We start from the raw sequence: 25,906 nt of genomic DNA on the forward strand, positions 1-25,906 counted from the left end.
TAACTCCTTTTTTATCATCTTTGGAATACGCACACTCCGTGCGCAGGCCCGTGCCAGACAGCCATTACTACCGGATTATCCGCTCCGGCAAAGGGGGGAACGGCGCGCCACTCCCCGTCAGGTAAAACAATCTCTGCGACGTCATCCGTCGCGTTCAGCGTGACCAGCCATTTATCCGACAGCAGGATTTGCAGGCGTGGTACGCCGTGTTGCCACTCTTGCGCGCTTAACGGTTGCGCGTCTTTATTCAGCCAGCGAACGTTGCCGTCACCCTCTTCCCACCAGCTGTTGGCGGTCAGCGCGGGGATCTGCTGGCGAAGATGGATCAGCGCAGCGGTGAAATGAATCAGCCCGCTGTTGGCTTCCCCCCAGTCGAGCCAGGTTAAGGTGTTGTCCTGGCAATACGCATTGTTATTACCGTGCTGGCTGTGACCATGCTCATCGCCTGCCAGCAGCATCGGCGTGCCCTGCGACAGTAAAAGCGTTGTCAGCAGCGCATGAACGCTGGCGCGTCGCCGCTCGATGACGTCGAGGCTTCCGCCTAACCCTTCTATACCATGATTAAAGCTATGGTTATTGTTAGTGCCATCGCGATTCTCTTCGCCGTTTGCCTCATTGTGTTTCTGATTGAAACAAACGCAGTCCCTGAGCGTAAAACCGTCGTGCGCCGTCAACAGGTTGACGGTAGCCGACGGGCGTTTGCCGTCGCGCTTAAAGAGATCGCTCGACGCGGCAAAGCGTCCGGCAAATTCCCCCAGCGACAGATTGCGTTCCAGCCAGAAGCGGCGCACGGCGTCGCGGTAGTGATCGTTCCACTCGGCAAACAGCGGCGGGAAATTCCCGACCTGATAACCGCCTTCGCCAATGTCCCACGGCTCGGCAATGAGCTTCACCTGCGAGAGCACCGGACAGTTTTTTATCGCCTCGAACAGCGGCGCCTGCCGGCTGAACGCCGGCGTGCGCCCCATCACGGGCGCCAGGTCGAAACGAAAACCGTCGACGTGGAACGTCTCCACCCAGTATTTCAGGCATTCATACGCAAAATGCGTGACCGCCGGATGGCTGAGGTTGAGCGTGTTACCGCAGCCGGTCCAGTTCTCATAATCGCCATCCTGCCTGATCCAATAATAGCTACGGTTATCAATTCCGCGCATGGAGAGCGTCGGACCGTCGAGATCGCTTTCTGCACTGTGGTTGAGCACCACGTCCAGAATGACCTCAATGCCCGCCGCGTGGAGAGCCTTCACCGCATCGCGGAACTCGTCCCGCGCTTTTTCCGGATGGACGGCATAGCGCGGCTCGAGCGCGAACATCGCCAGCGGGTTGTAGCCCCAGTAGTTGCTGAGCCCCAGCCGCTGCAGGCGCGGCTCGCTGGCAAAATGGGCAACGGGAAGCAGTTCCAGGGCGGTGATACCGAGATGTTTCAGGTAGGCGATCATGGTGGGATGCCCGAGCGCCTTATAGGTGCCGCGCATCTCTTTGGGGATCGACGGGTGCAGGTACGTCAGCCCTTTAACGTGGGCTTCATAAATGACGGTATTGCCCCACGGCGTCTGCGGCGGGGCATCGTCTTCCCAGTCATAAAGATCGTTCACCACCACGCTTTTTGGCGAGACGGGCGCGCTGTCGCGGTGGTCGGGCTCGCCGTAGCCCACGTGGAAGAGCGGGTCATCTTTAAATTCGCCGTCCACGCGGTGCGCGCACGGGTCAATCAGCAGCTTCGCCGGGTTAAACCAGTGCCCCTGCGCCGGATCCCACGGACCGTGTACGCGAAAGCCATAGTGCATGCCTGGCCGTCCTCCGGCCAGGTAGCCGTGCCAGGTATCCCCCGTGCGCGCGGGTAAATCGTAACGGTGCTCGTTATCTTCCCCGTCAAACACGCACAGTTCTACCCGCTCGGCGTGAGCGGAAAAGAGGGTGAAATTGACACCCTTTCCGTCAAAACGCGCCCCGAGCGGTTCGGGTTTACCTGCCTTAAGCTGCGTCATTCGCCCTCCCGCATCAGCCAGATGGTGCCAAGCGGCGGCAGCGTCAGGCTCAGGGAGTTGGGTCGCCCGTGGCTTTCTATGGCGTCACTCTGTACCAGCCCGCCGTTACCGGCGTTGCTGCCGTGGTAGTGCATCGAATCGGTATTCAGAATTTCACGCCATTTGCCCGGCTGGTTAATGCCGAAGCGGTAGTGTTCGCGCGGCACCGGGGTGAAGTTGCTGGCGACGATGATCTCGTTACCGGCCTTGTCACGACGCACAAAGACAAACACCGAGCGCTCATGGTCGTCCACCACCAGCCATTCAAAGCCGTACGGATCGAAGTCGAGCTCGTGCAGCGCTTTGTGGTGGCGATAGGTCAGGTTCAGATCGCGCACCAGACGCTGCACCCCGTGGTGCCAGTTGTCGCCGCCTTCCAGCAGATGCCAGTCGAGGCTGGCGTCGTGGTTCCACTCGCGCCCCTGGGCGAACTCATTGCCCATGAACAGCAGTTTCTTACCCGGGAAGGCAAACATCCAGCCGTAATAGGCGCGCAGGTTGGCAAACTTCTGCCACGCGTCGCCCGGCATGCGGTCGAGAATGGATTTTTTGCCGTGCACCACCTCATCGTGCGACAGCGGCAGCATGAAGTTTTCGGTGTAGTTGTAGAGCATCCCGAACGTCAGCTTATCGTGATGATACTTACGGTGAACCGGATCCAGCTTCATATAGTCGAGCGTGTCGTGCATCCAGCCCAGGTTCCACTTATACCAGAACCCCAGGCCGCCCAATGACGGCGGACGGGAGACGCCCGCAAAGTCGGTCGACTCTTCCGCTATGGTCACGGCACCGTCCACCTGCTCGCCGATAATGCGGTTGGTATTGCGCAGGAACTCAATGGCTTCCAGGTTTTCACGACCGCCAAACTCGTTCGGGATCCACTCCCCCTCTTTGCGGCTGTAGTCGCGGTAGATCATCGACGCCACCGCATCGACGCGCAGGGCATCAATACCAAACCGCTCGATCCAGTACAGGGCATTCCCGACCAGATAGTTGGCGACCTCACGACGACCGTAGTTGTAGATCAGCGTGTTCCAGTCCTGGTGATAGCCTTCCCGCGGATCGCTGTGCTCGTAAAGCTTCGTGCCGTCAAACTCTGCCAGCGCGAAATCATCCGCAGGGAAATGGCCCGGCACCCAGTCGAGGATGACGTTCAGCCCGGCGGCGTGCGCGGCATCAATGAAATAGCGGAAGTCGTCGCGCGTGCCAAAGCGGCGCGTTGGCGCATACAGCCCGGTGGGCTGATAGCCCCAGCTGCCGTCGAACGGGTGTTCATTGACCGGCAGCAGCTCAAGGTGAGTAAAGCCCATCCATTTGGCGTACGGCACCAGCTGGTCGGCAAGCTCCCGGTAGCTAAGCCAGAAGTTGTTATCGGTGTGGCGGCGCCAGGAGCCGAGATGAACTTCATAGACGGAGATAGGCGCATCAAAGCGGTTGGCCTGTTTACGCTCTTCCGTCTGGACGACCTTCTCCGGCAGGCCGCAAATCAGCGACGCGGTATCCGGGCGCATCTGCGCTTCGAAGGCATACGGGTCGGCTTTAATGCGTAGCTTGCCGTTGGCGTCGATCATCTCGAATTTATAAAGCTGCCCGGGGTGCGCCCCGGGGATAAACAGCTCCCAGATGCCGGTTTCCCGGCGCAGGCGCATCGGATGGCGGCGACCGTCCCAGTAGTTGAACTGGCCGACAACGGAGACGCGCTGGGCGTTAGGTGCCCACACGGAGAACCGCGTGCCGGTAATACCGTCCATGGTATCGGCATGGGCACCCAGCGTTTCATAAGGTCGAAGATGCGTCCCTTCGGAGAGCAGCCAGGCGTCCATCTCTTTTAAGAGCGGACCAAAGCTGTAGGGATCGTCAATCAGGTTTTGCTGACCGTGCCAGAGAACGGCGAGCTGATAGCGAAAAGGGTTTTTACGACGGGGCATTACGCCCGAGAAGAAGCCACGCGAATCGAGGCATTCAAGATTACCAACCTTGCGGCCGGTTTTGGGTTCAATCACCCAGACTTCTGTGGCATCCGGTAATAGCGCCCGAACTTCCAGACCCGCCTCAGTACGATGCATCCCAAGCACAGAAAAGGGGTCAGCGAAATGACCCGCAATAAGCGCATTAATCACGTCTCTATCCACACGATCGGACATGGTATTCATCCTGTTTTTTATGTCGTCCTTTTTAAGCGCTCCGGGACGACTTTTAATGTGACCTGAACGGGACAGCACAAAAATGTGCATCCATTCTGCTCCGTTCGAACCTCAGGTAAGAAATGACTCTTCCTTAAAGCATAGCCAACGCTCTAGATGACTCCTGATAAAAAATAAGACATACGCGTGTTACTCCATGTAGTACGCAAAAAAAAGGGGTGAAAATCACCCCCGGTAGTTAACAAATTATTACGCCAGCTGGCGCAGCATGCGGCGCAGCGGCTCGGCGGCGCCCCACAGGAGCTGGTCGCCGACGGTGAACGCGGAGAGATACTCCGGCCCCATGTTCAGCTTGCGCAGACGGCCAACCGGCGTGGTCAGCGTGCCGGTAACGGCAGCCGGGGTCAGCTCGCGCATGGTGATATCGCGATCGTTTGGAATTACTTTTGCCCACGGGTTGTGCGCGGCCAGCAGCTCTTCCACGGTCGGAATAGACACATCTTTTTTCAGTTTAATGGTGAAGGCCTGGCTGTGGCAGCGCAGCGCGCCGATACGCACGCACAGACCGTCAACCGGAATGGTGTTCGCGGTCGCGAGGATTTTGTTGGTCTCAGCCTGGCCCTTCCACTCTTCGCGGGTCTGGCCGTTATCCAGCTGTTTGTCGATCCACGGGATCAGACCGCCGGCCAGCGGTACGCCAAAGTTATCCACCGGCAGCTCGCCGCTGCGGGTCAGCTGGGTGACCTTACGCTCGATATCCAGAATAGCGGATGCCGGGTTTGCCAGCTCGGTCGCAACGCTCTGGTGCAGCTGGCCCATCTGGGTCAGCAGCTCGCGCATATGGCGCGCGCCGCCGCCGGACGCGGCCTGGTAGGTCGCCACGGAGACCCACTCCACCAGATCCTGAGCGAACAGGCCGCCGAGGGACATCAGCATCAGGCTGACGGTGCAGTTGCCGCCAACAAAGGTTTTTACGCCGTTGTTCAGGCCATCGGTGATCACGCCCTGGTTCACCGGGTCGAGAATGATGATGGCATCATCTTTCATGCGCAGCGACGAGGCCGCGTCAATCCAGTAGCCCTGCCAGCCGCTTTCACGCAGCTTTGGATAGATTTCGTTGGTATAATCGCCGCCCTGGCACGTCACAATAATGTCGAGTGCCTTCAGCGCTTCCAGATCGTAAGCATCCTGCAACGTGCCTGTGGTACCACCAAAGGACGGAGCAGCCTGGCCGAGCTGGGAAGTGGAGAAGAAGACCGGGCGGATAGCGTCGAAATCGCGCTCTTCAACCATGCGTTGCATGAGTACAGAGCCGACCATACCGCGCCAGCCGATAAAACCAACGTTTTTCATAGCATTTTTTTCCTGCTGAGGGTGTGTGCTGATTGTGCAAGCCAGTATTGAACTGGGATATGCTTCACATTACAAAATGCTGCCAAAGTCGCAAGCGAAATTAATCGATGATTGCCCGGCAATCAGAAAAAGCGCTAATCATCGAAATAACACTACTAAGTATCAGGGATAATTTAAAGATGAGTGAAATCATTTCCGCGGCGGTTTTATTGATCCTGATTATGGATCCACTGGGTAACCTGCCGATCTTCATGTCGGTGCTGAAGCACACCGAACCGAAGCGCCGCCGTGCGATCATGATCCGCGAGCTGCTCATTGCCCTGCTGGTGATGTTTATCTTCCTGTTTGCGGGTGAAAAAATCCTCGCATTCCTGAACCTGCGCGCCGAAACCGTGTCGATTTCCGGCGGGATTATTCTTTTCCTGATTGCGATTAAGATGATTTTCCCAAGCGCGGAAGGCAGCAGCAGCGGCCTGCCTGCGGGTGAAGAGCCGTTTATTGTGCCGCTGGCGATTCCCCTCGTTGCCGGGCCGACCATTCTGGCCACGCTGATGCTGCTGTCGCACCAGTATCCGAACCAGATGAGCCATCTGGTGATTGCCCTGCTGATTGCCTGGGGCGGAACGTTTATTATCCTGCTGCAGTCGTCCCTGTTCCTGCGCCTGCTGGGCGAAAAAGGGGTAAACGCGCTGGAGCGCCTGATGGGGCTGATTCTGGTAATGATGGCAACGCAGATGTTCCTGGACGGCATTCGGGCGTGGATGAAGGGATGACGTTCTCCCTCTCCCTGTGGGAGAGGGCTGGGGTGAGGGCATCAGGCAGCAGAGGCGCCCACTCAACCCTTACGAATCAAATACCGGTACGGCAGCGTTTCCGTCTGCTGCGCCACCAGCTCATGCTCCATAAAGGTACAAAAACCGGGAATATCGCGCGTGGTGGCCGGGTCGTCGGCAACGATCAGCAGCGTTTCACCGGTCTGCATGTTGCGCACGGTTTTACGTACCATCATTACCGGTTCCGGGCAGCGAAGGCCCTGGGCATCAAGAGTGTGGTCTGGGCTGGAAAACAGGTCGGTCATGATCTTCTCGGTCTGATAAAAACGGCTGTAGTTTACGCCCGGTTGCGATCAATGCAAACCAGGTTAACGATTGCGTAAAAACTAACCATTGCAATGTCCTGACAAAGCAGTATCATGCTGCGGTTTTTATTGGGTTCCCTCACCCCAACGTATAAAAAGGTCACAATATGACGCAGTTTTCTGAATCTCAGCGCGTAAAAGCGTTGTTCTGGCTTTCGCTTTTCCATTTGCTGGTGATCACCTCCAGCAACTATCTGGTGCAGCTCCCGATCTCCATCTTTGGTTTCCATACCACCTGGGGCGCGTTTAGTTTCCCGTTTATTTTCCTCGCGACGGATTTGACCGTGCGTATTTTTGGCGCACCGCTGGCTCGCCGTATTATTTTTTCGGTCATGCTCCCGGCGCTGTTCATCTCGTACGTGATTTCGTCTCTGTTTTATATGGGAAGCTGGCAGGGCTTTGAGGCGTTAACCCACTTCAACCTGTTCGTTGCCCGCATCGCCGCGGCAAGCTTTATGGCCTATGCGCTGGGGCAGATCCTCGACGTGCATGTGTTTAACCGCCTGCGTCAGAATCATCGCTGGTGGATGGCGCCAACCGCCTCCACGCTGTTCGGTAACGTGAGCGATACGCTGGCCTTCTTCTTTATCGCCTTCTGGCGCAGCCCGGATGCGTTCATGGCCGAGCACTGGATGGAAATCGCGCTGGTGGACTACTGCTTCAAGGTCCTCATCAGCATTGTTTTCTTCCTGCCGATGTACGGCGTGCTGCTCAATATGCTGCTGAAAAGGCTGGCAGATAAATCTGAAATCACAGCATTGCAGGCTGGTTAAGGGTTCGCTTTATCAGTTGTGATAAGATGAGCGAATGAGCCGTTATGGCCGTTTATCGAAAGGAAGAAGTCAATGCGCAATCTGGTTAAATATGTCGGGATTGGCCTGCTGGTTGTGGGTCTTGCAGCCTGTGATAACAGCGACACGAAAACGCCTGCTCAGGGCGCATCCGCAGAAAGCAATGCGACCGGCCAGCCGGTGAATCTGATGGATGGCAAACTCAGTTTCTCTCTGCCAGCCGATATGACTGACCAGAGCGGCAAGCTGGGCACCCAGGCGAACAACATGCACGTTTACTCCGACGCAACCGGGCAGAAAGCGGTCATTGTGATTGTGGGCGACGACACCAGCGAAGACCTGGCCGTCCTGTCCAAACGTCTTGAAGATCAGCAGCGCGGACGCGACCCGCAGCTGCAGGTCGTGACCAATAAATCCATCGAGCTGAAAGGCCATAAGCTGCAGCAGCTCGATAGCATCATCTCCGCAAAAGGCCAGACCGCTTACTCCTCTGTTGTGCTGGGCAAGGTCGATAACAAACTGCTGACCCTGCAGATCACCCTGCCAGCGGAAGATCAGCAGAAAGCGCAGACGGCCGCTGAAAACATCATTAACACCATCGTGATCCAGTAACGCTTCACGACGATGACGTGGCCTCCGGTGCCTGCACCGGGGGCCATTTTTTTAGCCGCCACGTCAGCAGCAGCGCAATAACCACCAGACCCGCCGCGGCAAGATAGATCACCGGCACGCCTGCCCAGGCCATCACCAGCCCCGCCAGCGGGCCGGTAATGCCTAAAGACATATCCATGAATACCGTATAGGTCGCCAGCGCCGCCCCCTGATTCTGCTGCGGCACGGCTTTTACCGCCACCACGCCCAGCGCCGGGAAGACCAGGGAAAAGCCTGCCCCCGCGAGGAACACGCCCACTTTGGCGACCCACGGCACCATCGCAATTCCGGTCAGCAGCAGCCCGACAATCTCTATCGCAAAGCAGATCATCGCCACATTCAGCCCGCCGAGACGGTTGATGCCGTTAGGGAAAAGCAGGCGGGCACCTACAAACGCACAGCTAAACAGGGTTAACGCAAAGGCCGCGCTGTCCCAGCCTTTGGCGTCGTAGAACAGGGTGATGAAGGTCGCAATTACGCCAAAGCCGGTGGTTGCCAGCGCCAGGGCCATGCCGTACGGCCAGACGCGTCCCAGCACCGCCCGAAACGGCAGCGGCTTGCCTTTGCTGGCCTTTACTTTCGGACGCGGCAGCGCAAAGAGAATTGCCAGCAGCGCGACCGCCATAATAGTGATAGACAGCCCATACAGCCCGCCAAGCGCATAGCAGGCCACGCCGAGCGGCGCCCCAAGCGCCATTGCCCCGTAGGTGACAATCCCGTTCCAGGAGATCACCCGGCCAATGTGCGGCGCGCCGACAACCCCCACGCCCCACAGCGTCGAGCCGGTTCCCGCCAGGCTTTGTCCGATGCCGAGAATGACGCGGCCCAGACAGAGCAGCGCCAGGCTGACCAGCGGCCAGTGGCTGGTTGCGGCAGCCAGCAGGTAGCTCAGGCCACTGAGGAAACAGCCGCATAAACCCACCACCACAATGCTTTTTGGACCGAACAGGTCCGCGTAGCGCCCGGCATGGGGGCGACTCAGGAGCGTGGCGAAATACTGCAGGCTGATGACCAGCCCCGCCCAGAAGGCGCTGAAGCCCATCACGTCATGGACATAGCCCGGCAGGACCGCCAGCGGCAGGCCAATGGTCAGATAGCTGGCAAAGTTGAAAATCACAACGGAAACGATGCGCAGATTGAGGCGCAATCCGCTCAGTGCCGGTTCAGCGGCAGGTTCGGGCATGGGGTTTTACCTGGATTTTTTACAACCGTGTTTCACTATTACCACGGCGCAATAAGAAAATCAGCACCGACTTTCAGATTAACGGCTCCAGACGAAGCGAAGCCCGGGCACTACACTTACCGGGTCATCATATTAAGGAACACGCATGATCGCTAACCCGTCCGACAAAGCAGGACTTCACATCTTATTAAAACTCGCCTGTCTGGTGGTTATCCTTGCGGGTATTCATGCTGCCGCCGACATTATTGTTCAGCTCCTGCTGGCGCTCTTTTTTGCCATTGTGCTTAATCCTCTGGTCACCTGGTTTTTACGTCGGGGAGTCAGCCGCCCGGTAGCCATCACCATTGTGGTTATTGTTATGCTGATTGGCCTGACGGCGCTCTTCGGCGTACTGGCGGCATCGCTGAGCGAATTCTCCACCATGCTGCCGCAGTACAACAAAGAGCTGACGCGTAAAATTGTCGCGCTGCAGGAGATGGTACCCTTTCTTAATCTGCATATTTCACCCGAACGGATGCTGCGCAGAATGGACTCCGAGAAGGTCATGACCTACGCCACCACCTTGATGACGGGGCTTTCCGGCGCGATGGCCAGCATTCTGCTGCTGGTCATGACGGTGGTGTTTATGCTGTTCGAAGTTCGCCACGTCCCCTATAAGCTGCGCTTTGCACTGAACAACCCACAAATTCACATTGCCGGATTACACCGGGCACTGAAGGGCGTCTCAAAATATCTGGCGCTGAAAACGCTTCTGAGCGTCTGGACCGGGGTCATTGTCTGGCTGGGGCTGATGCTGATGGACGTGCAGTTCGCGCTGATGTGGGGCGTGCTGGCATTTCTGCTGAACTACGTGCCGAATATTGGCGCGGTGCTTTCCGCCGTGCCGCCGATGATCCAGGCGTTTCTGTTCAACGGTTTCTACGAATGCATGCTGGTCGGCGCGCTGTTCCTCGTCGTGCATATGGTGCTGGGCAATATTCTTGAACCGCGCATGATGGGACACCGTCTGGGCATGTCGACGCTGGTGGTATTTTTATCCTTACTGATTTGGGGATGGCTGCTGGGCCCGGTCGGTATGCTGCTGTCGGTCCCCCTGACCAGCGTATGTAAAATCTGGATGGAAACCACCAAAGGCGGCAGCAAGCTGGCGATCCTGCTCGGTCCGGGGAGGCCGAAAAGCCGATTACCAGGATAACCGACCTACCTGTACAGGTAGGTTTAAACCATCAGTAATACACCGTAAATTACCGCGTCCTTAATCCGTCGCGGTATTTTATTTGCGTTAAGTCGATATTCACCCTGTTTTATTTACGTCGTGCGCATTACGCTCAAACGCAATTCATGATTTAACGCAAATTATAAAAAATGAAATGGTTACTTATTTTTCCATGTTATTATTTCCGTCTTCGCTTCATCGTAATGCAAACATTAATATTGATTAAAAATACGCCTGGCGCCAACGGATAGCCGGATGAATATTATTTGTAAAAACCACTACCTTTAATTGTTAATATTGATATGGAGTTGTTGATGAAAAAGATCGTTAAATGGTGTGCTGCTGCCGTATTCGTTGGCGCACTGGCAGGCTGTGCGCGTACCGCCCCAATCGCTCAGGTTCACTCTATTGTAAGCGCGGGTCATACTGCCGATCAGGTAAAAACGGCAATTTTGAAAGCAGGCCAAAAACGTGACTGGATCATGACGGAAGCGGGCCCGGGAATGATTAAGGGGCGTCTGCAGTCGCGCGATCACTCGGTCCAGGTGAGTATTCCGTATACGGCAACAAGCTATTCAATCAACTATGAAAACAGCCTTAATCTGAAAGCGGCAGACGGTAAAATTCACAAAAATTATAACCGCTGGGTGAATAACCTCGACCACGATATTCAGCTGAACCTCTCCGCAGGCGCCACGCTGTAATATTTTTCTAAAGTCGGGCCGCGTATGGCCCGATAACCTCTCTTTATTATCCTCAAAGGTTACGTAGTAATGTACGAAAAGGACACACTCAGCGCACTGGATGCCATTACCGAAGCGCAACGCATCGCTTTTGCCCCGATGTTATTCCAGACTGCGCTTTGTCTGCGTAACTCAGGCGTTCTCGCCTGGCTAGATAAACAAGGGAAAGAAGGTGCCAGCCTTGAGGAAATAACAGAACACAGCACGCTAGGTAGCTATGGAGTCAGCGTACTGCTGGATATGGGATTAAGCGGTCGAATCGTAACCCAACAGCAAGGACGTTATTTCCTGGCGAAAGTGGGCCATTTTTTACTGCACGACGAAATGACCCGCGTAAATATGGATTTCACCCAGGACGTTTGTTACCAGGGGCTATTTCACCTGGCGGACGCCCTGCAGGAAGAAAAACCTGCCGGATTAGCCGTGTTTGGCAACTGGCCAACCATCTACCCGGCTTTATCCCAATTACCTGCTCCGGCGAAGGATAGCTGGTTCGCCTTTGATCATTACTATTCTGACGCCGCTTTTGACGCTGCTTTGCCATATATATTCGCAAGCTCGCCGACAAAATTGTACGATGTGGGCGGAAATACGGGTAAATGGTCGTTACGCTGCTGCCGCTATGACGAAAATGTTGCCGTGACGATCCTCGATCTGCCGCAGCAGATAGCGCTGGCGCAGGAAAACATCGCAAAAGCAGGTTTTTCTCATCGTATTGCATTCCATGCTGTCGATATGCTTAGCCCAGCAACATTGCCGGGTGACGCCGACGTCTGGTGGATGAGCCAGTTCCTGGATTGTTTCTCTCCGGATCAGATTGTCGCCATGCTGACGCGCGTCGCACAGGCCATGAAGCCAGGCGCACGTTTGTGCATCATGGAGCTTTTCTGGGATGCTCAGAAATTTGAAGCAGCCTCTTTCAGCCTGAATGCCACCTCGCTCTATTTCACCTGTATGGCGAATGGCAATAGCCGGTTTTACAGCGTAGAAAAGTTTTATCGCTACCTGGAGAGCGCAGGTTTCAGCGTTGAACAGCGGCTGGACAACCTTGGGGTCGGTCATACCCTGCTGATATGCACCAAACGTGAACAATAGAGCAGCTTAGCTGCCCGGGTGGCCTAGTCTGCCTTTTGAATACGGTTTTTTTCGCGGACGCGCGTAGATGAAATTTTCACTGAACATTATCGACTGGCAGGCCAGAGCGCCAGGACTCAGCGATGCCACAGAGTGGCAGGCGTGGTCTCGCCTGCAGCTGGCCGTCGATCCAACTGCCCCGCTTCCCCGGTTGACCGCTTTACCTATGATGACCGCGCGCCGCCTCAATTCAGGCAGTAAGCTGGCGGTGGATATTGGTCTTGCCATGCTGCAAAACCACGCCATTGATGCCGTCGTCTATTCCAGCCGCCACGGCGAGCTGGAGCGTAACTACCGTATTCTGCATGCTCTGGCAACCGGCCAGTCCGTATCGCCCACCGACTTCGCCATGTCCGTGCACAACTCGGCGGTGGGCAATCTCACGATTACCGCACGCCAGCCCATCGTCTCGTCATCCATCTCTGCCGGGCTGGACACCTTCCAGCAGGCTTTATGTGAAGTGCTGAGCCTGCTGCATGCCGGCTACTCCCGCGTCTTGCTGGTCGATTTTGACGGCGCGCTGCCGGAATTTTACCATCCGGCGTTACCGCAGCAGATGCCCACCTGGCCCTACGCGCTGGCGCTGGTCATTGAATCCGGACAGGAATTGCAGTGTGAAACCCACAGCGGCAGCACGGGCGAAGAACCCGCCCTGCCGCAAAGCCTGATGTTCCTGCAGCGCTATCTCAGCGAGGAACGTCAGTTTGTAGTGCCCGGCGAACGTTTGCTGTGGCAATGGACGCGCGCATGAACCACCTGGCTGCCCGTATCAACTGGTTATGGCGTCTGGTGATGACCGGATTCTGCTTCGCGCTGTTTGGCGTGGGCGGACTGCTGCTGTCGCTGGTCTGGTTCAACCTGCTGCTGATCGTCCAGCGCGACCGCGCCAACCGTCGACGTCTGGCGCGTCGCAGCATTGCGGCCAGCTTCCGTTTCTTCCTGACCGTTGCGCGCGGACTCGGGGTACTGGACTATCGCATTCGCAATCTTGACGCGCTGCGCAGCGATCGGGGTTGTCTGGTGGTAGCTAACCACCCCACGTTAATTGACTACGTGATTCTGGCGTCGGTGATGCCAGAAACCGACTGTCTGGTGAAGAGCGCGCTGCTGCGTAATCCCTTTGTCAGCGGCGTCATCCGCGCGGCGGATTACCTGATTAACAGCGAAGCCGAGCCCCTGCTCGCGGCCAGCCAGCAGCGTCTGGCTCAGGGCGACACGCTTTTGATCTTCCCGGAAGGCACGCGAACCCGGTTTGGCGAGGCTATCTCCCTCCAGCGCGGCGCGGCTAATATCGCCGTGCGCTGTAACAGCGATCTGCGGGTGGTGCTGATCCACTGTAGCGAACATCTGCTGGATAAAAAAAGTCACTGGTATGATGTACCGCCAGAAAAACCTGTTTTCACCGTGGATGTCCGCGACCGCGTGAACATCGACGAATTTTACGATGCAAATGAACAAGAACCGGCGCTGGCGGCAAGGCAGTTAAACCGGCATCTGGAGCATCGATTAACATCAGGCCTTCAATCTTTGTCAGGAATTAATGATGCAAGCGCTTTATCTTGAAATTAAGAATCTCATTATCACCACGCTGAATCTGGACGAGCTTACCGCAGAGGATATTGATACCGATGCCGCGCTGTTTGGCGATGGACTGGGTCTGGACTCCATTGACGCGCTGGAACTGGGTCTGGCCGTGAAAAACCAGTATGGCGTGGTGCTTTCTGCCGAAAGCGAAGAGATGCGCCAGCACTTCTTTTCCGTCGCCACGCTGGCGTCCTTTATCAACGCTCAACGCGCCTGAGATGTGAACGATGACTGAACAAGAAACCATTTATCAGGAAGTCTGCGGCCTTCTGACCAAGCTCTTTGAAATCGACCCGCAGGACATTACGCCCGAAGCCCGTCTTTATGAAGACCTGGAGCTGGACAGCATTGACGCGGTGGACATGATCGTTCATCTGCAGAAGAAAACCGGCAAGAAAATCAAGCCGGAAACCTTCAAATCGGTTCGTACCGTTCAGGATGTGGTAGACGCCGTCGAACAGCTTCTGCGCGAAGAGTAAGACGTCGTGCGTGGTGGACGGACGTTCCCGGTCATCCCACTGCTGACGGGTCTGATGCTGCTGGCGTGGCCTTTTCTGATTGGATTTGGGCTGACGCACAACAGCCTGCGGTGGCTGTTACCGGTGATGGCGCTGATGTTGCTGCTGCGGCTGCGCCAGGCGCGGCGGAACCGTGGCCCGATGCGGTATGTGGTGCAGTGCGTGGCGCTCGCGGGCATTGCGCTCTGCGCGGCAAGCTACCTGCTTAAAACCCACCAGTGGCTGCTGTTCTACCCGGTGGTCGTCAACCTTGTGATGCTGGCCGTGTTTGGCGGTTCGCTGTGGACCGCGATGCCGCTGGTCGAACGGCTGGCGCGCTTGCGCGAGCCGGATTTGCCCCCGGAGGGCGTGCGCTATACCCGCAGGGTGACCCTCGTCTGGTGCGGCTTTTTCATCGGAAACGGCGCGATGGCGCTGTTCACCGTTCTCCACGGCGACCTGCATCTGTGGACGCTGTGGAACGGTATGGTGGCTTATATCATGATGGGAACGCTGATGGCGACCGAGTGGCTGGTCCGCCAGCGGGTGATAAAAAAAGAGATGCACAATGACTAACCCCCTTCCGCTGGGCCAGTGGTTGAACGCCCCGCGCCCTGACGACATGCCCGTTGCCTGGCTTGACGATCGTACCTGGACGCTCGGCCAGCTGCGCCACGACGTGACCTTGCTGGTCGACACCCTGCGTCAGCAGGAAGGCGAGCGCTGGGCGCTGTGCTTTGAAAACAGCTACCTGTTTATCGTTGCGCTGCTGGCCTCGCTGCATGCCGGTAAAACGCCAGTCATTCCCGGCCATAGCCGCGTCTCGCAGCTTGAAGAACAGCAGTCGTTGTTTAGCGGCGTCCTGAGCGACAGGACTCTCGATTTCCATGGCAAGCTGATTGTGGTGGCCTCCAGCCATCAGACTGCTCGCCACTGGACGCCCCTGCCGGACATTGACGAAAGCCGCTTTGTTGAACTGTTCACCTCCGGCTCCACGGGCACCCCGCGTCGGGTGATTAAGCACATCGTCAGTCTGGATCGCGAAGCCCGTCTGCTGGCTGACCGCTTCGGCGAGCGTCTGACTGGCTGTAGCGTTGTCGCCTCGGTCGTACCGCAACATCTGTACGGCCTGACATTCCGCATCGTCTTGCCGATGGCGCTGGGCCTGCCGCTGCATGCCGCGATGCTCTACTACGCCGAGCAGCTGGCCGCCCTTCCTCATGACAGGCATTACCTGTTCATCAGCAGCCCGGCGTTCCTGAAGCGCCTGGATACGGAGCTTCCCGCGCCGCCCGTCAGAATGCTGATTTCAGCAGGCGGAATGCTGCCCTGGTGCGACGTATCCACCACCGCTGGCTGGCTTAACATCTGGCCGGATGAAATTTATGGCAGCACCGAAACCGGGATCCTCGCCTGGCGCCATCGCCAGCAGGATAACGTGCCGTGGCTCGCGTTCCCCGGCGTTATCTTCCATCAGGAAGATGACGCCTGTCGCGTCACGTCGCCACTGATCCACGAGGCTGAAGGACTCCAGCTGGACGATATCCTCCACTTCGACAGCGAGGGGCTTTTCAGCATCGCCGGGCGTCGCGGGCGGGTGGTCAAAATTGAAGAAAAGCGCATCTCGCTTAACGAGATCGAACGTCGCCTGCTGGAGCTCGACGGCATTTGCGAAGCGGCGGCGCTGCCGGTCACGCGCGGGGGCCGTCAGGGGATTGGCGCCCTGCTGGTTCTGGACGAAGCGGTTCGCCAGCGCGGGTATATGCAGGATAAAAAAGCGCAGGAGTTCGCCTGGCGTCGCGCCCTGCTGCCGTGGCTTGAGCCGGTCGCCGTTCCACGCTACTGGCGTATTGTCGATGAAATGCCGGTAAACAGTATGAACAAGCGTGTCTATGCGCAGTTAGAGGAGTTATTTCATGAAAATTCATGAAATTGAGCGCCACCAGACACAGCCGGAGAAGCTGGAGATCGTTTTGCATCTCGACGCGGCGCTGTTCTGGTTTCAGGGCCATTTTGCCGTACAGCCGCTGCTGCCCGGCGTTGCGCAGCTTGACTGGGTGATGCACTACGCCACGACGTTACTGGCACCGGGCTACCGCTTTCACAGCATTCAAAACGTGAAGTTCCAGGCACCTCTGCTGCCGGAAACCACGGTGACGCTGATGCTTGAGTGGCATGCTGAACGTCAGATGCTGACCTTCAGCTACCAGCGTCACGCAGGGGCTGAGCGCCATACCGCCAGCAGCGGGAAAATTCGGCTATGTCAGTAACCTTCCGCCCCTGCGTGCTGATCCCGTGCTACAACCACGGCGCCATGATCGCCAGCGTGCTCTCACGTCTCGCGCCGTTCGGCCTGCCGTGCCTGGTGGTGGATGACGGCAGCGACGCAGTCACCCGTCAGGAGCTTGAGCGCCTGGCGGCTGAGCAGCCGCAGATGACGCTGGTCCGTCTGGCGCAAAACGCCGGAAAAGGTGCCGCGGTCATCAGGGGGCTGGAAGAGTGCGCGCGCGCGGGCTATACCCACGCCGTGCAGGTGGACGCGGACGGCCAACACGCCATCGAAGATATCCCCAAACTGCTGGCGCTGGCGGAGCGCCACCCGGACGCGCTGATTTCCGGCCAGCCCATTTACGATGATTCCATTCCGCGCTCGCGACTCTACGGGCGCTGGATAACCCACGTCTGGGTCTGGATTGAGACCTTATCCCTGCAGCTTAAAGACAGCATGTGCGGCTTTCGGGTCTACCCGGTCTCGCCCACGCTGCGGCTGGCAGCGCGTGAAACGCTCGGTAAACGGATGGACTTTGACACCGAAGTGATGGTCCGTCTTTACTGGCAGGGCAACACCAGCGTCTTTTTGCCCACCCGTGTCACCTACCCGCAGGACGGCTTGTCCCACTTCGATGCGTTAAAAGATAACGTGCGGATCTCCCTGATGCATACCCGACTCTTCTTCGGCATGCTGCCCCGCATGCCCGGCCTGCTTTTCCGTCGACGCCGCCAGCACTGGGCGCAGCAGGACGAGGTCAAGGGTCTGTGGGGGATGCGCCTGATGCTGCGCGTCTGGAAACTGCTGGGTCGGCGGGCCTTTACCGTGCTGCTGTGGCCGGTGATCAGCGTGTACTGGCTTATAGCACGTCCTGCACGGCAGGCCTCGCGGCAGTGGATTGGAAGGGTCAAGCAAGAACTGCATAAGCGGAACATGCCCGTTCCCTCACGGCTCAACAGCTTTTTCCATTTTATGCGCTTCGGCAACGCGATGCTGGATAAGGTCGCCAGCTGGCGCGGCGAGCTGAAGTTTGATCGCGACGTGGTCTTTGCCGCCGGCGCGAGCGAAACGCTTAATATCGCGGCGCCGCAGGGCAAGCTGCTGCTGGCCTCGCATCTTGGCGACGTAGAAGCCTGCCGGGCCCTGGCCCAGCTGGACGGCAGCAAAATTATCACCGCCCTGGTCTTCAGCGAGAACGCCCAGCGCTTTAAGCAAATCATGAGCGAAATGGCGCCCGAGGCCAGCGTGAATTTGATGTCGGTCACCGACATCGGCCCGGACACCGCGATCGTCATCAAAGAGAAGCTTGAGCGGGGAGAATGGGTCGCGATTGTGGGCGATCGCATCGCGGTGAATCCGCAGCGTGGCGGCGAGTGGCGGGTGATCTGGAGTACGTTTATGGGGCAGCCAGCGCCGTTCCCACAGGGGCCGTTTATCCTGGCCTCCATCCTGCGCTGCCCGGTGGTGCTGATTTTTGCCCTGCGCCAGCAGGGTAAGCTCGTCCTGCACTGTGAACCGTTTGCAGATCCGCTGCACCTGCCGCGCGGTGAACGCCAGCAGGCGCTGCAGAATACCGTCGATCGCTACGCGCAGCGGCTGGAGCATTACGCCCTCATGTCGCCGCTCGACTGGTTTAATTTTTTCGATTTCTGGCATCTGCCAGAGTCCAGTGAAAAGGAGTAAAGGGTGCTGACCGATCCCCGCTTTACGACTGAAGTCGAGATCACCGTTCCGTTCCACGACGTCGATATGATGGGCGTGGTCTGGCACGGTAACTATTTCCGCTACTTTGAGATCGCCCGCGAGGCGCTGCTCAATCAGTTTGACTATGGCTATCGCCAGATGAAGGCCTCCGGCTACGTCTGGCCCGTCGTCGACACGCGGGTGAAATACCGTGATGCGGTGACCTTTGAGCAGCGTATTCGCGTCCGCGCGCACGTTGAAGAGTATGAAAACCGCCTGCGCATTGCCTATCAAATTTTCGATGCGCAGACCGGCAAACGCACGACCACCGGGTACACCATCCAGGTGGCGGTGGAAGAAGCCACCCGCGAAATGTGCTTTGTGAGCCCGGCAATACTGTTTGAACGTATGGGAGTAACGCCATGAAATGGTTGCCTTTACTGGCGCTAATCCTCAGCCCGCTGGTCAGCGCCGTGACGCTGGATGAGCTGCAGCAGCGCTTCACCGAGCAGCCCGTGGTGCGCGCGCACTTCGAACAGGTTCGCACCATAAAAGATATGCCGCAGCCGCTGCGCTCGCAGGGCGAAATGCTGATCGCCCGCGACAGCGGCCTGCTGTGGGATCAAAAAGCGCCGTTTCCGATGACGCTGCTGCTGGACGACAAGCGGATGGTTCAGGCAATCAACGGCCAGCCGCCGCAGACCATCACTGCCGACAATAATCCGCAGATGTTCCAGTTCAATCATCTTCTGCGCGCCCTGTTCCAGGCCGACCGCAAGGTGCTGGAAGAGAACTTCCGCATTGATTTTAAAGACCTGGGAGCGGGCCGCTGGTCGCTGGTGCTTACGCCAAAAACGACGCCGCTGGACAAGATTTTCGCCACCCTCGATCTGGGCGGCGCGACCTATCTGGAGACGATTCGCCTCAACGACAAACAGGGCGACCGTACCGATATCGCCCTTTCACGCCACCAACTGACGCCCGCCAGCCTGACCGATGACGAACGCCAACGCTTTGCCGCACCGTAAATCCCTGCGCCCGGCGCTGCTGTGGGCCACGCTATGCCTGATTCTGATGGGCGTGCTGCTGTCGCTGCTGCCCGGCGCGCGTCTGAACAGCAGCGTGCTGGCCATGCTGCCGAAGCAGACGCTGGGGGCGATCCCGCCGGCGCTCAACGACGGGTTTATGCAGCGTCTCGACCGCCAGCTGGTCTGGCTGGTCAGCCCCGGCAAAGAGCCCGATCCGCGCGTGGCGCAGCAGTGGCTGGCGCTGCTGCAAAGCACTGATTCGCTTAGCGAGGTCAAAGGCCCGATGGACGCCGCCGGGCAAAAGGCCTGGGGAGAGTTCTTCTGGCAGCACCGAAATGGCCTGATCGATCCCGCCACCCGCGCCCGCCTGCAAAACGGCGGAGAAGCGCAGGCGCAGTGGATTTTATCTCAGCTTTATTCGGCCTTTTCCGGCGTCAGCGGCAAAGAGCTGCAAAACGATCCCCTGATGCTGATGCGCGGCTCGCAGCTCGCTCTGGCGCAAAACGGCCAGAAGCTACGGCTGATGGACGGCTGGCTGGTCACAAAAGATGAGGCGGGAAACTACTGGTATCTTCTGCACGGAGAGCTGGCGGGCTCGTCATTTGATATGCAGCAGACCCACCGGCTCGTGACGACGCTTAACGCGCTGCAGGAGACGCTCAAAGCCCGTTACCCGCAGGCGCAGCTGCTTTCCCGCGGGACGATGTTTTACAGCGATTACGCCAGCCAGCAGGCCAAACGCGACGTCTCAACGCTGGGCATCGCCACCCTGCTTGGCGTGTTCCTGCTCATCGTGGCGGTGTTCCGCTCTTTGCGTCCGCTGCTGCTGAGCGTGCTCTCGATTGCCATCGGCGCGCTGGCGGGCACGGTGGTGACGCTGCTGCTCTTTGGCGAGCTGCATCTGATGACGCTGGTAATGAGCATGAGCATCATCGGTATTTCGGCCGACTACACGCTCTACTACCTGACCGAACGGATGGTGCACGGCGCGGAGCTTTCCCCCTGGCAAAGCCTGGACAAAGTTCGCAATGCGCTGCTGATGGCGCTGCTGACGACGGTCGCCGCCTACCTGATTATGATGCTGGCCCCCTTCCCCGGGATCCGCCAGATGGCGGTGTTCGCCGCCGTGGGGCTGAGCGCCTCCTGCCTGACGGTGATTTTCTGGCATCCGTGGCTGTGCCGCGGGTTACCGGTGCGCCCGGTTCCATTTATGGTCCTGATGCTGCGCTGGCTGGCCGCCTGGCGGCGCAGTAAAAAATTGTCCGTTGGTTTGCCCGTCGCGCTGGCGCTGCTCTCCGCCGTGGGGATGAGTACGCTGAGGGTGGACGACGACATCGCCCAGCTGCAGGCGCTGCCGAAAGATATTCTGGCGCAGGAGAAGGCCATTACCGCCCTGACCGGACAGAGCGTCGATCAGAAATGGTTTGTGGTTCACGGCGCCTCGCCTCAGCAAACGCTGGAGCGGCTGGAAGCCTTTACCCCGGCGCTGGCGGAGGCGCAAAAAGCGGGAGAAATTGCCCGCTGGCGCACCCTGCCGCTGAACTCGCTGGCCCGCCAGAAAAGCGATCTTACGCTTCTACAGAACGCCGCGCCTGCGGTAACGAACGTGCTGAAAAGCGCCGGGCTCAACGCCGTCGCCCCGAATCTCGACGCCATGCCGGTCAGCGTGGACGCGTGGCTTAAAAGCCCGGCGAGCGAAGGCTGGCGTCTGCTCTGGCTGACCCTGCCCGACGGGGAAAGCGGCGTGCTCGTGCCGGTGGACGGTGCGAAAAACAGCGCTTACCTCGGTGAGCTAGCCGCGCGCCATGACGGCGTCGTCTGGGTCGATCGCAAAGCCAGCTTTGACAGCCTGTTTGCCCTCTATCGCACGCTGCTGACGGGGCTACTGTTTGCGGCGCTGGCGGTGATTGCCTGCGGGGCGATGCTGCGCCTCGGCTGGCGTAAAGGGCTGATAAGCCTGGTGCCGTCCGTGCTGTCGCTGACCTGCGGGCTGGCGGTGCTGGCCGCAACGGGCCACCCGGTGAATCTGTTTTCACTGCTGGCGCTGGTACTGGTGCTCGGCATTGGCATTAACTACACGCTGTTTTTCAGCAACCCGCGCGGTACGCCGCTGACCTCCATGCTGGCGATTACGCTGGCCATGATGACCACGCTGCTGACGCTGGGCATGCTCGTCTTCAGCGCCACCCAGGCCATCAGCAGCTTTGGTATCGTGCTGGTGAGCGGTATTTTTACCGCCTTCCTGCTGGCGCCGCTGGCGATGCCGGATAAGAAAGAGAGAAAACGTAAATGAACGCTTTTTACCGCGCCGTCGCCCTAACCGCAGCGCTGCTGCTGGCGGGCTGCAGCCATTCGACCGATACCAAAGAGACGCGGCCTCAGGCCTGGCTCCAGCCGGGAACCAGAGTGACGCTGCCGCCGCCCGGCATCAGCCCGGCGGTAAGCTCCCAGCAGCTGCTGACCGGCAGCTTTAACGGACAAACGCAGTCCCTGCTGGTGATGCTCAACGCGGATGCGCATAAGGTGACGCTGGCCGGGCTCTCTTCCGTGGGCATTCGTCTGTTCCTGGCGACGTACGATGAGACCGGTATTCATACCGAACAGTCGATCGTTGTGCCGCAGCTGCCGCCCGCAAGCCAGGTGCTGGCGGACGTGATGCTAAGCCACTGGCCGATTAGCGCCTGGCAGCCGCAGTTGCCGAAGGGCTGGACGCTAACGGACAATGGCGATCGACGCGAGCTGCGTAACGCCAGCGGCAAGCTGGTGACGGAGATTGTCTACCTGCAGCGTAAAGGCAAGCGCGAGCCGATCAGCATCGAGCAACACGTATTCAAATACCACATCACCATTCAATATCTGGGTGACTGAGATGATTTATATTTCCGCTGTTGGCATGGTCAACGCGCTGGGCAATTCGCCTGATATGATTGCCGCGAACCTGGTGGCAGGCGTGGCGCCGGGTATGCACGCCCGGACCGGCTGGTTGCAGGACTCACCCGAAGCCGTTCTGGGCGGCGTTGAAGGCGAATTGCCGCCCATCCCGGACACCTTCTCCGCACACCGCACCCGCAATAACCAGCTGCTGCTGGCCGCGCTGGCGCAGATTCAGCCAGCCGTCGACGAGGCTATCGCCCGCGTCGGTCGCGATCGCGTGGCCGTGGTGCTGGGGACCAGCACCTCCGGGCTGGATGAAGGCGATGAGCACGTACAGCGCATGACCCATGGCGAAGCAAGCACGCGCTGGCAGTATCCGCAGCAGGAGCTTGGCGATCCGTCCCGCTTCCTCGCCAGCTGGCTTCAGCTCGAAGGCCCGGCCTATACAATTTCGACAGCCTGCTCTTCCAGCGCGCGGGCGATGATCGGCGGCAAACGTCTGATCGAAGCCGGGCTGGTTGACATCGCCATCGTCGGCGGAGCAGATACCCTGAGCCGGATGCCCGTCAACGGCTTTAACAGCCTTGAATCCTTCTCCCCTACGCTCTGCGAACCGTTTGGTCGCGACCGCAAGGGGATCACCATCGGAGAAGCCGCCGCGCTGATGGTATTGAGCCGCGAGCCCGCCGACGTGGCGCTGCTCGGGACGGGTGAATCCAGCGATGCGTACCATATTTCCGCTCCGCATCCGCAGGGCGAAGGGGCGATAAGGGCAATTACTCAGGCGCTTAACGAAGCGGGTATGCAGCCGGAGGATATCGGCTACATCAACCTGCACGGCACGGCCACGCCGCTTAACGATCAGATTGAATCGCAGGTGGTACACGATCTCTTCGGGGAAAGCGTGCCGTGCAGCTCAACCAAACACCTTACCGGCCATACGCTGGGCGCTGCCGGTATTACCGAAGCGGCCCTGAGCTGGCTGATTCTTTCGCGCGATCTACCGTTGCCGCCGCAGGACTTCGCCCGCTACGCGCCCGACGACACGCTGGCGCCGTGCGGCCTGCTGCACCGGCACATCGCGCTGAAAAAGCCGGTTATTCTGTCTAACTCGTTCGCGTTTGGCGGCAACAACGCCAGCATTCTGCTGGGGAGAGCCTCATGAGCTACTTATCACCCGAAGCCTATCTGCCGCACGAGGCGCCGATGATGCTGCTGGGGTCCGTAGAGAAAGTTACGGACGAGATGGCGGTCTGCCGCGTGGCAGTCAACGGGCAAAGCGTGCTGGCGCCGTTTCTCAATGCCGATGGCGACCTGCCGGGCTGGTACGCGCTTGAGCTAATGGCGCAGACCGTTGGCGTCTGGTCAGGCTGGCATCGTCAGCAGCAGGGGCAGGAACATATCGCGCTGGGCATGGTGCTCGGCGCGCGCGAGCTGGTCTGCGCCAGCGGGCATTTCGCCGCAGGCCTGACGCTGGACATTACCGTTAAGCTGCTGATGCAGGACGAACGCTTCGGCAGTTTTGAATGCGCAATTTCCGCTAATGAAGAGACGCTGGCCACGGGCCGGGTCAATACCTTCCAGCCGAGCGCAGAAGAATTAACATCGCTATTTAATCAGGGATCTAACGCATGAGTCGTTCCGTACTGGTCACAGGGGCCAGCAAAGGCATAGGGCGCGCCATTGCCCGCCAGCTTGCCGCCGACGGGTTTACCGTAGGCGTGCATTACCATCGTGATGCCGCAGGCGCGCAGGAGACGCTGGACGCCATCACGCAGGCGGGTGGGAACGGTCGTCTACTCGCCTTTGATGTGGGCAACCGCGAACAGTGCCGCGAGGTGCTGGAGCAGGAGATTGAAACCCATGGCGCATGGTATGGCGTTGTCAGCAACGCCGGAATTACCCGCGACGGAGCCTTTCCGGCGCTGAGCGAAGACGACTGGGACAGCGTGATCCACACTAATCTCGACAGTTTTTATAACGTCATTCACCCCTGCATTATGCCTATGATTGGCACCCGTAAAGGAGGACGCATTATCACCTTGTCGTCCGTGTCCGGCGTGATGGGTAACCGCGGGCAGGTGAACTACAGCGCGGCAAAAGCGGGCATTATCGGCGCCACCAAAGCGCTGGCGATTGAGCTGGCAAAACGCAAAATCACCGTGAACTGCATTGCCCCGGGGCTGATTGATACCGGCATGATTGAGATGGAAGAGGCCGCGCTGAAGGAAGCGATGTCCATCATTCCAATGAAACGTATGGGCCAGGCTGAAGAAGTCGCCGGGCTGGCAAGCTATCTGATGTCGGATATCGCGGGCTACGTTACCCGCCAGGTCATTTCCATTAACGGAGGAATGCTATGACGCGTCGCGTGGTGATTACGGGCATGGGCGGCGTGACCGCCTTTGGCGAAAACTGGCAATCCGTGTCCAGCAGGCTGCTGGCGTATGAAAACGCGGTGCGTAAAATGCCGGAATGGCAGGTCTATGATGGCCTGCATACCCTGCTCGGCGCGCCGATCGATGATTTCACGCTGCCGGAACACTATACCCGCAAGCGTATTCGCGCCATGGGCCGGGTGTCGCTGATGTCGACCCGCGCCACCGAGCTGGCGCTGGAGCAGGCGGGGCTGATTGGCGAAGCGGTGCTCACCAATGGTCAAACGGGTATCGCCTACGGTTCTTCGACAGGCAGCACCGGCCCGGTCAGCGAATTCGCCACCATGCTTACCGAAAAGCACACCAATAACATCACCGGGACAACCTACGTCCAGATGATGCCGCACACGACCGCGGTGAATACCGGCCTGTTCTTTGGATTGCGTGGCCGCGTGATCCCGACGTCGAGCGCCTGTACCTCCGGCAGCCAGGCGATTGGCTATGCCTGGGAGGCGATTCGCCACGGGTATCAGACCGTGATGGTCGCGGGTGGCGCGGAGGAGCTGTGTCCGTCTGAAGCAGCGGTGTTTGACACGCTGTTTGCCACCAGCCAGCGTAACGACGAACCCAAAACCACCCCTTCACCGTTCGATACGCAGCGCGATGGTCTGGTCATTGGGGAAGGCGCTGGCACCCTGATTCTGGAAGAGCTGGAGCACGCCAGAGCGCGCGGGGCCACAATCTATGGCGAGATCGTGGGCTTTGCCACCAACTGTGACGCGGCCCATATCACCCAGCCTCAGCGTGACACCATGCAGATTTGCATGGAGCAGTCGCTGGCTATGGCGGGATTAAGCGCCCGGGATATGGGGTATATTTCCGCGCACGGTACCGCCACCGATCGCGGCGATATCGCCGAAAGCCAGGCCACTGCCGCTATCTACGGTGATAACGTGCCGGTTTCCTCGCTGAAGAGCTATTTTGGCCATACGCTTGGGGCCTGTGGCGCGCTGGAAGCGTGGATGAGCCTGCAGATGATGCGTGAAGGCTGGTTTGCCCCGACGCTCAATTTAACGCAGCCGGATGAGCAATGCGGTGCTTTAGATTATATTATGGGAGAAGCCCGTCAGATTGACTGCGAGTATTTGCAGAGCAATAACTTCGCGTTTGGCGGCATCAACACCTCGATTATCATTAAACGCTGGGCGTAACT

Annotated in this window: 27 protein-coding genes; 22 read left to right on the plus strand and 5 right to left on the minus strand. The window is 58.6% G+C overall.

What is annotated here, in order from left to right; genetic code table 11:
* Positions 1-14: 14 nt before the first annotated feature.
* The 3 genes from glgX to asd form a co-directional block, all read right to left on the minus strand.
* The gene (gene glgX / locus ELK40_RS21120; RefSeq protein ID WP_127732514.1) at positions 15-1,988 is read right to left on the minus strand and encodes a glycogen debranching protein GlgX; all 1,974 of its coding nucleotides are present in this window, start codon (positions 1,986-1,988) and stop codon (positions 15-17) included.
* Positions 1,985-4,171: a 1,4-alpha-glucan branching enzyme gene (gene glgB / locus ELK40_RS21125; RefSeq protein WP_127732516.1), complete on the minus strand. Its 2,187-nt coding sequence runs from the start codon at positions 4,169-4,171 to the stop codon at positions 1,985-1,987. The genes glgX and glgB overlap by 4 nt, the downstream gene beginning before the upstream one ends.
* Positions 4,172-4,420: 249 nt before the next feature.
* The gene (gene asd, locus ELK40_RS21130) at positions 4,421-5,524 is read right to left on the minus strand and encodes an aspartate-semialdehyde dehydrogenase (RefSeq protein ID WP_047173957.1); all 1,104 of its coding nucleotides are present in this window, start codon (positions 5,522-5,524) and stop codon (positions 4,421-4,423) included.
* A gap of 179 nt (positions 5,525-5,703) precedes the next feature.
* Here asd and yhgN point away from each other — a divergent pair, with 179 nt between their 5' ends.
* Positions 5,704-6,297: an NAAT family transporter YhgN gene (gene yhgN / locus ELK40_RS21135; RefSeq protein WP_003861574.1), complete on the plus strand. Its 594-nt coding sequence runs from the start codon at positions 5,704-5,706 to the stop codon at positions 6,295-6,297.
* 62 nt (positions 6,298-6,359) lie between these two features.
* Here yhgN and tusA read toward each other — a convergent pair whose 3' ends face one another.
* A complete protein-coding gene (gene tusA, locus ELK40_RS21140; RefSeq protein ID WP_017693840.1) occupies positions 6,360-6,602 on the minus strand; it encodes a sulfurtransferase TusA in 243 nt (80 codons plus the stop codon).
* A gap of 167 nt (positions 6,603-6,769) precedes the next feature.
* Here tusA and ELK40_RS21145 point away from each other — a divergent pair, with 167 nt between their 5' ends.
* Positions 6,770-7,435 carry a 7-cyano-7-deazaguanine/7-aminomethyl-7-deazaguanine transporter gene (locus ELK40_RS21145; protein ID WP_111963750.1) on the plus strand — a complete coding sequence of 222 codons (666 nt, stop codon included), beginning with the start codon at positions 6,770-6,772 and terminating at the stop codon, positions 7,433-7,435.
* Positions 7,436-7,507: 72 nt separating this feature from the next.
* Positions 7,508-8,065 (plus strand): DcrB family lipoprotein, encoded by a 558-nt coding sequence (locus tag ELK40_RS21150; protein WP_008503073.1) that lies wholly within the window; start codon positions 7,508-7,510, stop codon positions 8,063-8,065.
* A gap of 4 nt (positions 8,066-8,069) precedes the next feature.
* On the opposite strand, the gene ELK40_RS21155 is transcribed toward ELK40_RS21150, so the two are convergent.
* Positions 8,070-9,287, minus strand: a complete 1,218-nt coding sequence (locus tag ELK40_RS21155) for an MFS transporter (protein WP_127732518.1) — start codon at positions 9,285-9,287, stop codon at positions 8,070-8,072.
* A gap of 145 nt (positions 9,288-9,432) precedes the next feature.
* On the opposite strand from ELK40_RS21155, the gene ELK40_RS21160 reads away from it, so the two are divergent.
* The 19 genes from ELK40_RS21160 to ELK40_RS21250 all read left to right on the plus strand — a co-directional run bounded on the left by ELK40_RS21160 (position 9,433) and on the right by ELK40_RS21250 (position 25,904).
* Positions 9,433-10,482, plus strand: coding sequence for an AI-2E family transporter (locus ELK40_RS21160; protein WP_023309517.1), 1,050 nt, complete (start codon positions 9,433-9,435; stop codon positions 10,480-10,482).
* Positions 10,483-10,817: 335 nt separating this feature from the next.
* The gene (locus tag ELK40_RS21165; protein ID WP_111963747.1) at positions 10,818-11,207 is read left to right on the plus strand and encodes a hypothetical protein; all 390 of its coding nucleotides are present in this window, start codon (positions 10,818-10,820) and stop codon (positions 11,205-11,207) included.
* Between the two features lie 69 nt (positions 11,208-11,276).
* A complete protein-coding gene (locus ELK40_RS21170) occupies positions 11,277-12,341 on the plus strand; it encodes a class I SAM-dependent methyltransferase (protein WP_115876839.1) in 1,065 nt (354 codons plus the stop codon).
* Positions 12,342-12,408: 67 nt separating this feature from the next.
* On the plus strand, positions 12,409-13,131 hold the full coding sequence (locus tag ELK40_RS21175) for a beta-ketoacyl synthase chain length factor (protein WP_127732520.1): 723 nt from the start codon (positions 12,409-12,411) through the stop codon (positions 13,129-13,131).
* A complete protein-coding gene (locus ELK40_RS21180) occupies positions 13,128-13,943 on the plus strand; it encodes a lysophospholipid acyltransferase family protein (RefSeq protein ID WP_111963744.1) in 816 nt (271 codons plus the stop codon). The genes ELK40_RS21175 and ELK40_RS21180 overlap by 4 nt, the downstream gene beginning before the upstream one ends.
* Complete coding sequence (locus ELK40_RS21185) at positions 13,924-14,181, plus strand: phosphopantetheine-binding protein (RefSeq protein ID WP_008503081.1); 258 nt, start codon at positions 13,924-13,926, stop codon at positions 14,179-14,181. The genes ELK40_RS21180 and ELK40_RS21185 overlap by 20 nt, the downstream gene beginning before the upstream one ends.
* Positions 14,182-14,191: 10 nt before the next feature.
* Positions 14,192-14,443: an acyl carrier protein gene (locus ELK40_RS21190; protein ID WP_024908875.1), complete on the plus strand. Its 252-nt coding sequence runs from the start codon at positions 14,192-14,194 to the stop codon at positions 14,441-14,443.
* A gap of 6 nt (positions 14,444-14,449) precedes the next feature.
* Positions 14,450-15,037, plus strand: a complete 588-nt coding sequence (locus ELK40_RS21195) for a hypothetical protein (protein ID WP_127732522.1) — start codon at positions 14,450-14,452, stop codon at positions 15,035-15,037.
* Positions 15,030-16,391 (plus strand): AMP-binding protein, encoded by a 1,362-nt coding sequence (locus ELK40_RS21200; RefSeq protein WP_127732524.1) that lies wholly within the window; start codon positions 15,030-15,032, stop codon positions 16,389-16,391. The genes ELK40_RS21195 and ELK40_RS21200 overlap by 8 nt, the downstream gene beginning before the upstream one ends.
* Positions 16,378-16,731: a hydroxymyristoyl-ACP dehydratase gene (locus ELK40_RS21205; protein WP_111963741.1), complete on the plus strand. Its 354-nt coding sequence runs from the start codon at positions 16,378-16,380 to the stop codon at positions 16,729-16,731. The genes ELK40_RS21200 and ELK40_RS21205 overlap by 14 nt, the downstream gene beginning before the upstream one ends.
* Complete coding sequence (locus tag ELK40_RS21210; protein WP_127732526.1) at positions 16,722-18,413, plus strand: glycosyltransferase family 2 protein; 1,692 nt, start codon at positions 16,722-16,724, stop codon at positions 18,411-18,413. The genes ELK40_RS21205 and ELK40_RS21210 overlap by 10 nt, the downstream gene beginning before the upstream one ends.
* A 3-nt stretch (positions 18,414-18,416) precedes the next feature.
* Complete coding sequence (locus ELK40_RS21215) at positions 18,417-18,839, plus strand: thioesterase family protein (protein ID WP_023309526.1); 423 nt, start codon at positions 18,417-18,419, stop codon at positions 18,837-18,839.
* The gene (locus ELK40_RS21220) at positions 18,836-19,441 is read left to right on the plus strand and encodes an outer membrane lipoprotein carrier protein LolA (protein ID WP_115876834.1); all 606 of its coding nucleotides are present in this window, start codon (positions 18,836-18,838) and stop codon (positions 19,439-19,441) included. Before ELK40_RS21215 ends, ELK40_RS21220 begins: the two co-directional genes overlap by 4 nt.
* Positions 19,410-21,734 carry an MMPL family transporter gene (locus tag ELK40_RS21225; RefSeq protein WP_127732528.1) on the plus strand — a complete coding sequence of 775 codons (2,325 nt, stop codon included), beginning with the start codon at positions 19,410-19,412 and terminating at the stop codon, positions 21,732-21,734. Before ELK40_RS21220 ends, ELK40_RS21225 begins: the two co-directional genes overlap by 32 nt.
* Positions 21,731-22,309: a DUF3261 domain-containing protein gene (locus ELK40_RS21230; protein ID WP_115876832.1), complete on the plus strand. Its 579-nt coding sequence runs from the start codon at positions 21,731-21,733 to the stop codon at positions 22,307-22,309. Before ELK40_RS21225 ends, ELK40_RS21230 begins: the two co-directional genes overlap by 4 nt.
* Position 22,310: 1 nt before the next feature.
* On the plus strand, positions 22,311-23,480 hold the full coding sequence (locus ELK40_RS21235) for a beta-ketoacyl-[acyl-carrier-protein] synthase family protein (protein ID WP_127732530.1): 1,170 nt from the start codon (positions 22,311-22,313) through the stop codon (positions 23,478-23,480).
* A complete protein-coding gene (locus ELK40_RS21240) occupies positions 23,477-23,950 on the plus strand; it encodes a 3-hydroxy-fatty acyl-ACP dehydratase (RefSeq protein ID WP_115876830.1) in 474 nt (157 codons plus the stop codon). Before ELK40_RS21235 ends, ELK40_RS21240 begins: the two co-directional genes overlap by 4 nt.
* Positions 23,947-24,678, plus strand: a complete 732-nt coding sequence (locus ELK40_RS21245) for a 3-ketoacyl-ACP reductase FabG2 (protein WP_111963734.1) — start codon at positions 23,947-23,949, stop codon at positions 24,676-24,678. The genes ELK40_RS21240 and ELK40_RS21245 overlap by 4 nt, the downstream gene beginning before the upstream one ends.
* Positions 24,675-25,904: a beta-ketoacyl-ACP synthase gene (locus ELK40_RS21250; protein ID WP_115876829.1), complete on the plus strand. Its 1,230-nt coding sequence runs from the start codon at positions 24,675-24,677 to the stop codon at positions 25,902-25,904. Before ELK40_RS21245 ends, ELK40_RS21250 begins: the two co-directional genes overlap by 4 nt.
* Positions 25,905-25,906 lie beyond the last annotated feature (2 nt).

The sequence above is a fragment of the Enterobacter sp. N18-03635 genome, from assembly GCF_004006055.1.
In the GTDB taxonomy this organism is placed as follows: Bacteria; Pseudomonadota; Gammaproteobacteria; order Enterobacterales; family Enterobacteriaceae; genus Enterobacter; species Enterobacter vonholyi.

What these genes read in the sequence shown, in the direction of transcription:
- ELK40_RS21245 (WP_111963734.1), top strand. Translation starts at nt 23,947, where the DNA reads ATGAGTCGTTCCGTACTGGTCACAGGGGCCAGCAAAGGCATAGGGCGC.
- ELK40_RS21200 (WP_127732524.1), top strand. Translation starts at nt 15,030, where the DNA reads ATGACTAACCCCCTTCCGCTGGGCCAGTGGTTGAACGCCCCGCGCCCT.
- ELK40_RS21225 (WP_127732528.1), top strand. Translation starts at nt 19,410, where the DNA reads ATGACGAACGCCAACGCTTTGCCGCACCGTAAATCCCTGCGCCCGGCG.
- ELK40_RS21220 (WP_115876834.1), top strand. Translation starts at nt 18,836, where the DNA reads ATGAAATGGTTGCCTTTACTGGCGCTAATCCTCAGCCCGCTGGTCAGC.
- asd (WP_047173957.1), bottom strand. Translation starts at nt 5,524, where the DNA reads ATGAAAAACGTTGGTTTTATCGGCTGGCGCGGTATGGTCGGCTCTGTA.
- ELK40_RS21230 (WP_115876832.1), top strand. Translation starts at nt 21,731, where the DNA reads ATGAACGCTTTTTACCGCGCCGTCGCCCTAACCGCAGCGCTGCTGCTG.
- glgB (WP_127732516.1), bottom strand. Translation starts at nt 4,171, where the DNA reads ATGTCCGATCGTGTGGATAGAGACGTGATTAATGCGCTTATTGCGGGT.
- ELK40_RS21175 (WP_127732520.1), top strand. Translation starts at nt 12,409, where the DNA reads ATGAAATTTTCACTGAACATTATCGACTGGCAGGCCAGAGCGCCAGGA.
- ELK40_RS21205 (WP_111963741.1), top strand. Translation starts at nt 16,378, where the DNA reads ATGAAAATTCATGAAATTGAGCGCCACCAGACACAGCCGGAGAAGCTG.
- ELK40_RS21250 (WP_115876829.1), top strand. Translation starts at nt 24,675, where the DNA reads ATGACGCGTCGCGTGGTGATTACGGGCATGGGCGGCGTGACCGCCTTT.
- ELK40_RS21180 (WP_111963744.1), top strand. Translation starts at nt 13,128, where the DNA reads ATGAACCACCTGGCTGCCCGTATCAACTGGTTATGGCGTCTGGTGATG.
- ELK40_RS21210 (WP_127732526.1), top strand. Translation starts at nt 16,722, where the DNA reads ATGTCAGTAACCTTCCGCCCCTGCGTGCTGATCCCGTGCTACAACCAC.
- ELK40_RS21185 (WP_008503081.1), top strand. Translation starts at nt 13,924, where the DNA reads ATGCAAGCGCTTTATCTTGAAATTAAGAATCTCATTATCACCACGCTG.
- ELK40_RS21190 (WP_024908875.1), top strand. Translation starts at nt 14,192, where the DNA reads ATGACTGAACAAGAAACCATTTATCAGGAAGTCTGCGGCCTTCTGACC.
- yhgN (WP_003861574.1), top strand. Translation starts at nt 5,704, where the DNA reads ATGAGTGAAATCATTTCCGCGGCGGTTTTATTGATCCTGATTATGGAT.
- ELK40_RS21160 (WP_023309517.1), top strand. Translation starts at nt 9,433, where the DNA reads ATGATCGCTAACCCGTCCGACAAAGCAGGACTTCACATCTTATTAAAA.
- ELK40_RS21170 (WP_115876839.1), top strand. Translation starts at nt 11,277, where the DNA reads ATGTACGAAAAGGACACACTCAGCGCACTGGATGCCATTACCGAAGCG.
- glgX (WP_127732514.1), bottom strand. Translation starts at nt 1,988, where the DNA reads ATGACGCAGCTTAAGGCAGGTAAACCCGAACCGCTCGGGGCGCGTTTT.
- ELK40_RS21235 (WP_127732530.1), top strand. Translation starts at nt 22,311, where the DNA reads ATGATTTATATTTCCGCTGTTGGCATGGTCAACGCGCTGGGCAATTCG.
- tusA (WP_017693840.1), bottom strand. Translation starts at nt 6,602, where the DNA reads ATGACCGACCTGTTTTCCAGCCCAGACCACACTCTTGATGCCCAGGGC.
- ELK40_RS21150 (WP_008503073.1), top strand. Translation starts at nt 7,508, where the DNA reads ATGCGCAATCTGGTTAAATATGTCGGGATTGGCCTGCTGGTTGTGGGT.
- ELK40_RS21240 (WP_115876830.1), top strand. Translation starts at nt 23,477, where the DNA reads ATGAGCTACTTATCACCCGAAGCCTATCTGCCGCACGAGGCGCCGATG.
- ELK40_RS21155 (WP_127732518.1), bottom strand. Translation starts at nt 9,287, where the DNA reads ATGCCCGAACCTGCCGCTGAACCGGCACTGAGCGGATTGCGCCTCAAT.
- ELK40_RS21165 (WP_111963747.1), top strand. Translation starts at nt 10,818, where the DNA reads ATGAAAAAGATCGTTAAATGGTGTGCTGCTGCCGTATTCGTTGGCGCA.
- ELK40_RS21145 (WP_111963750.1), top strand. Translation starts at nt 6,770, where the DNA reads ATGACGCAGTTTTCTGAATCTCAGCGCGTAAAAGCGTTGTTCTGGCTT.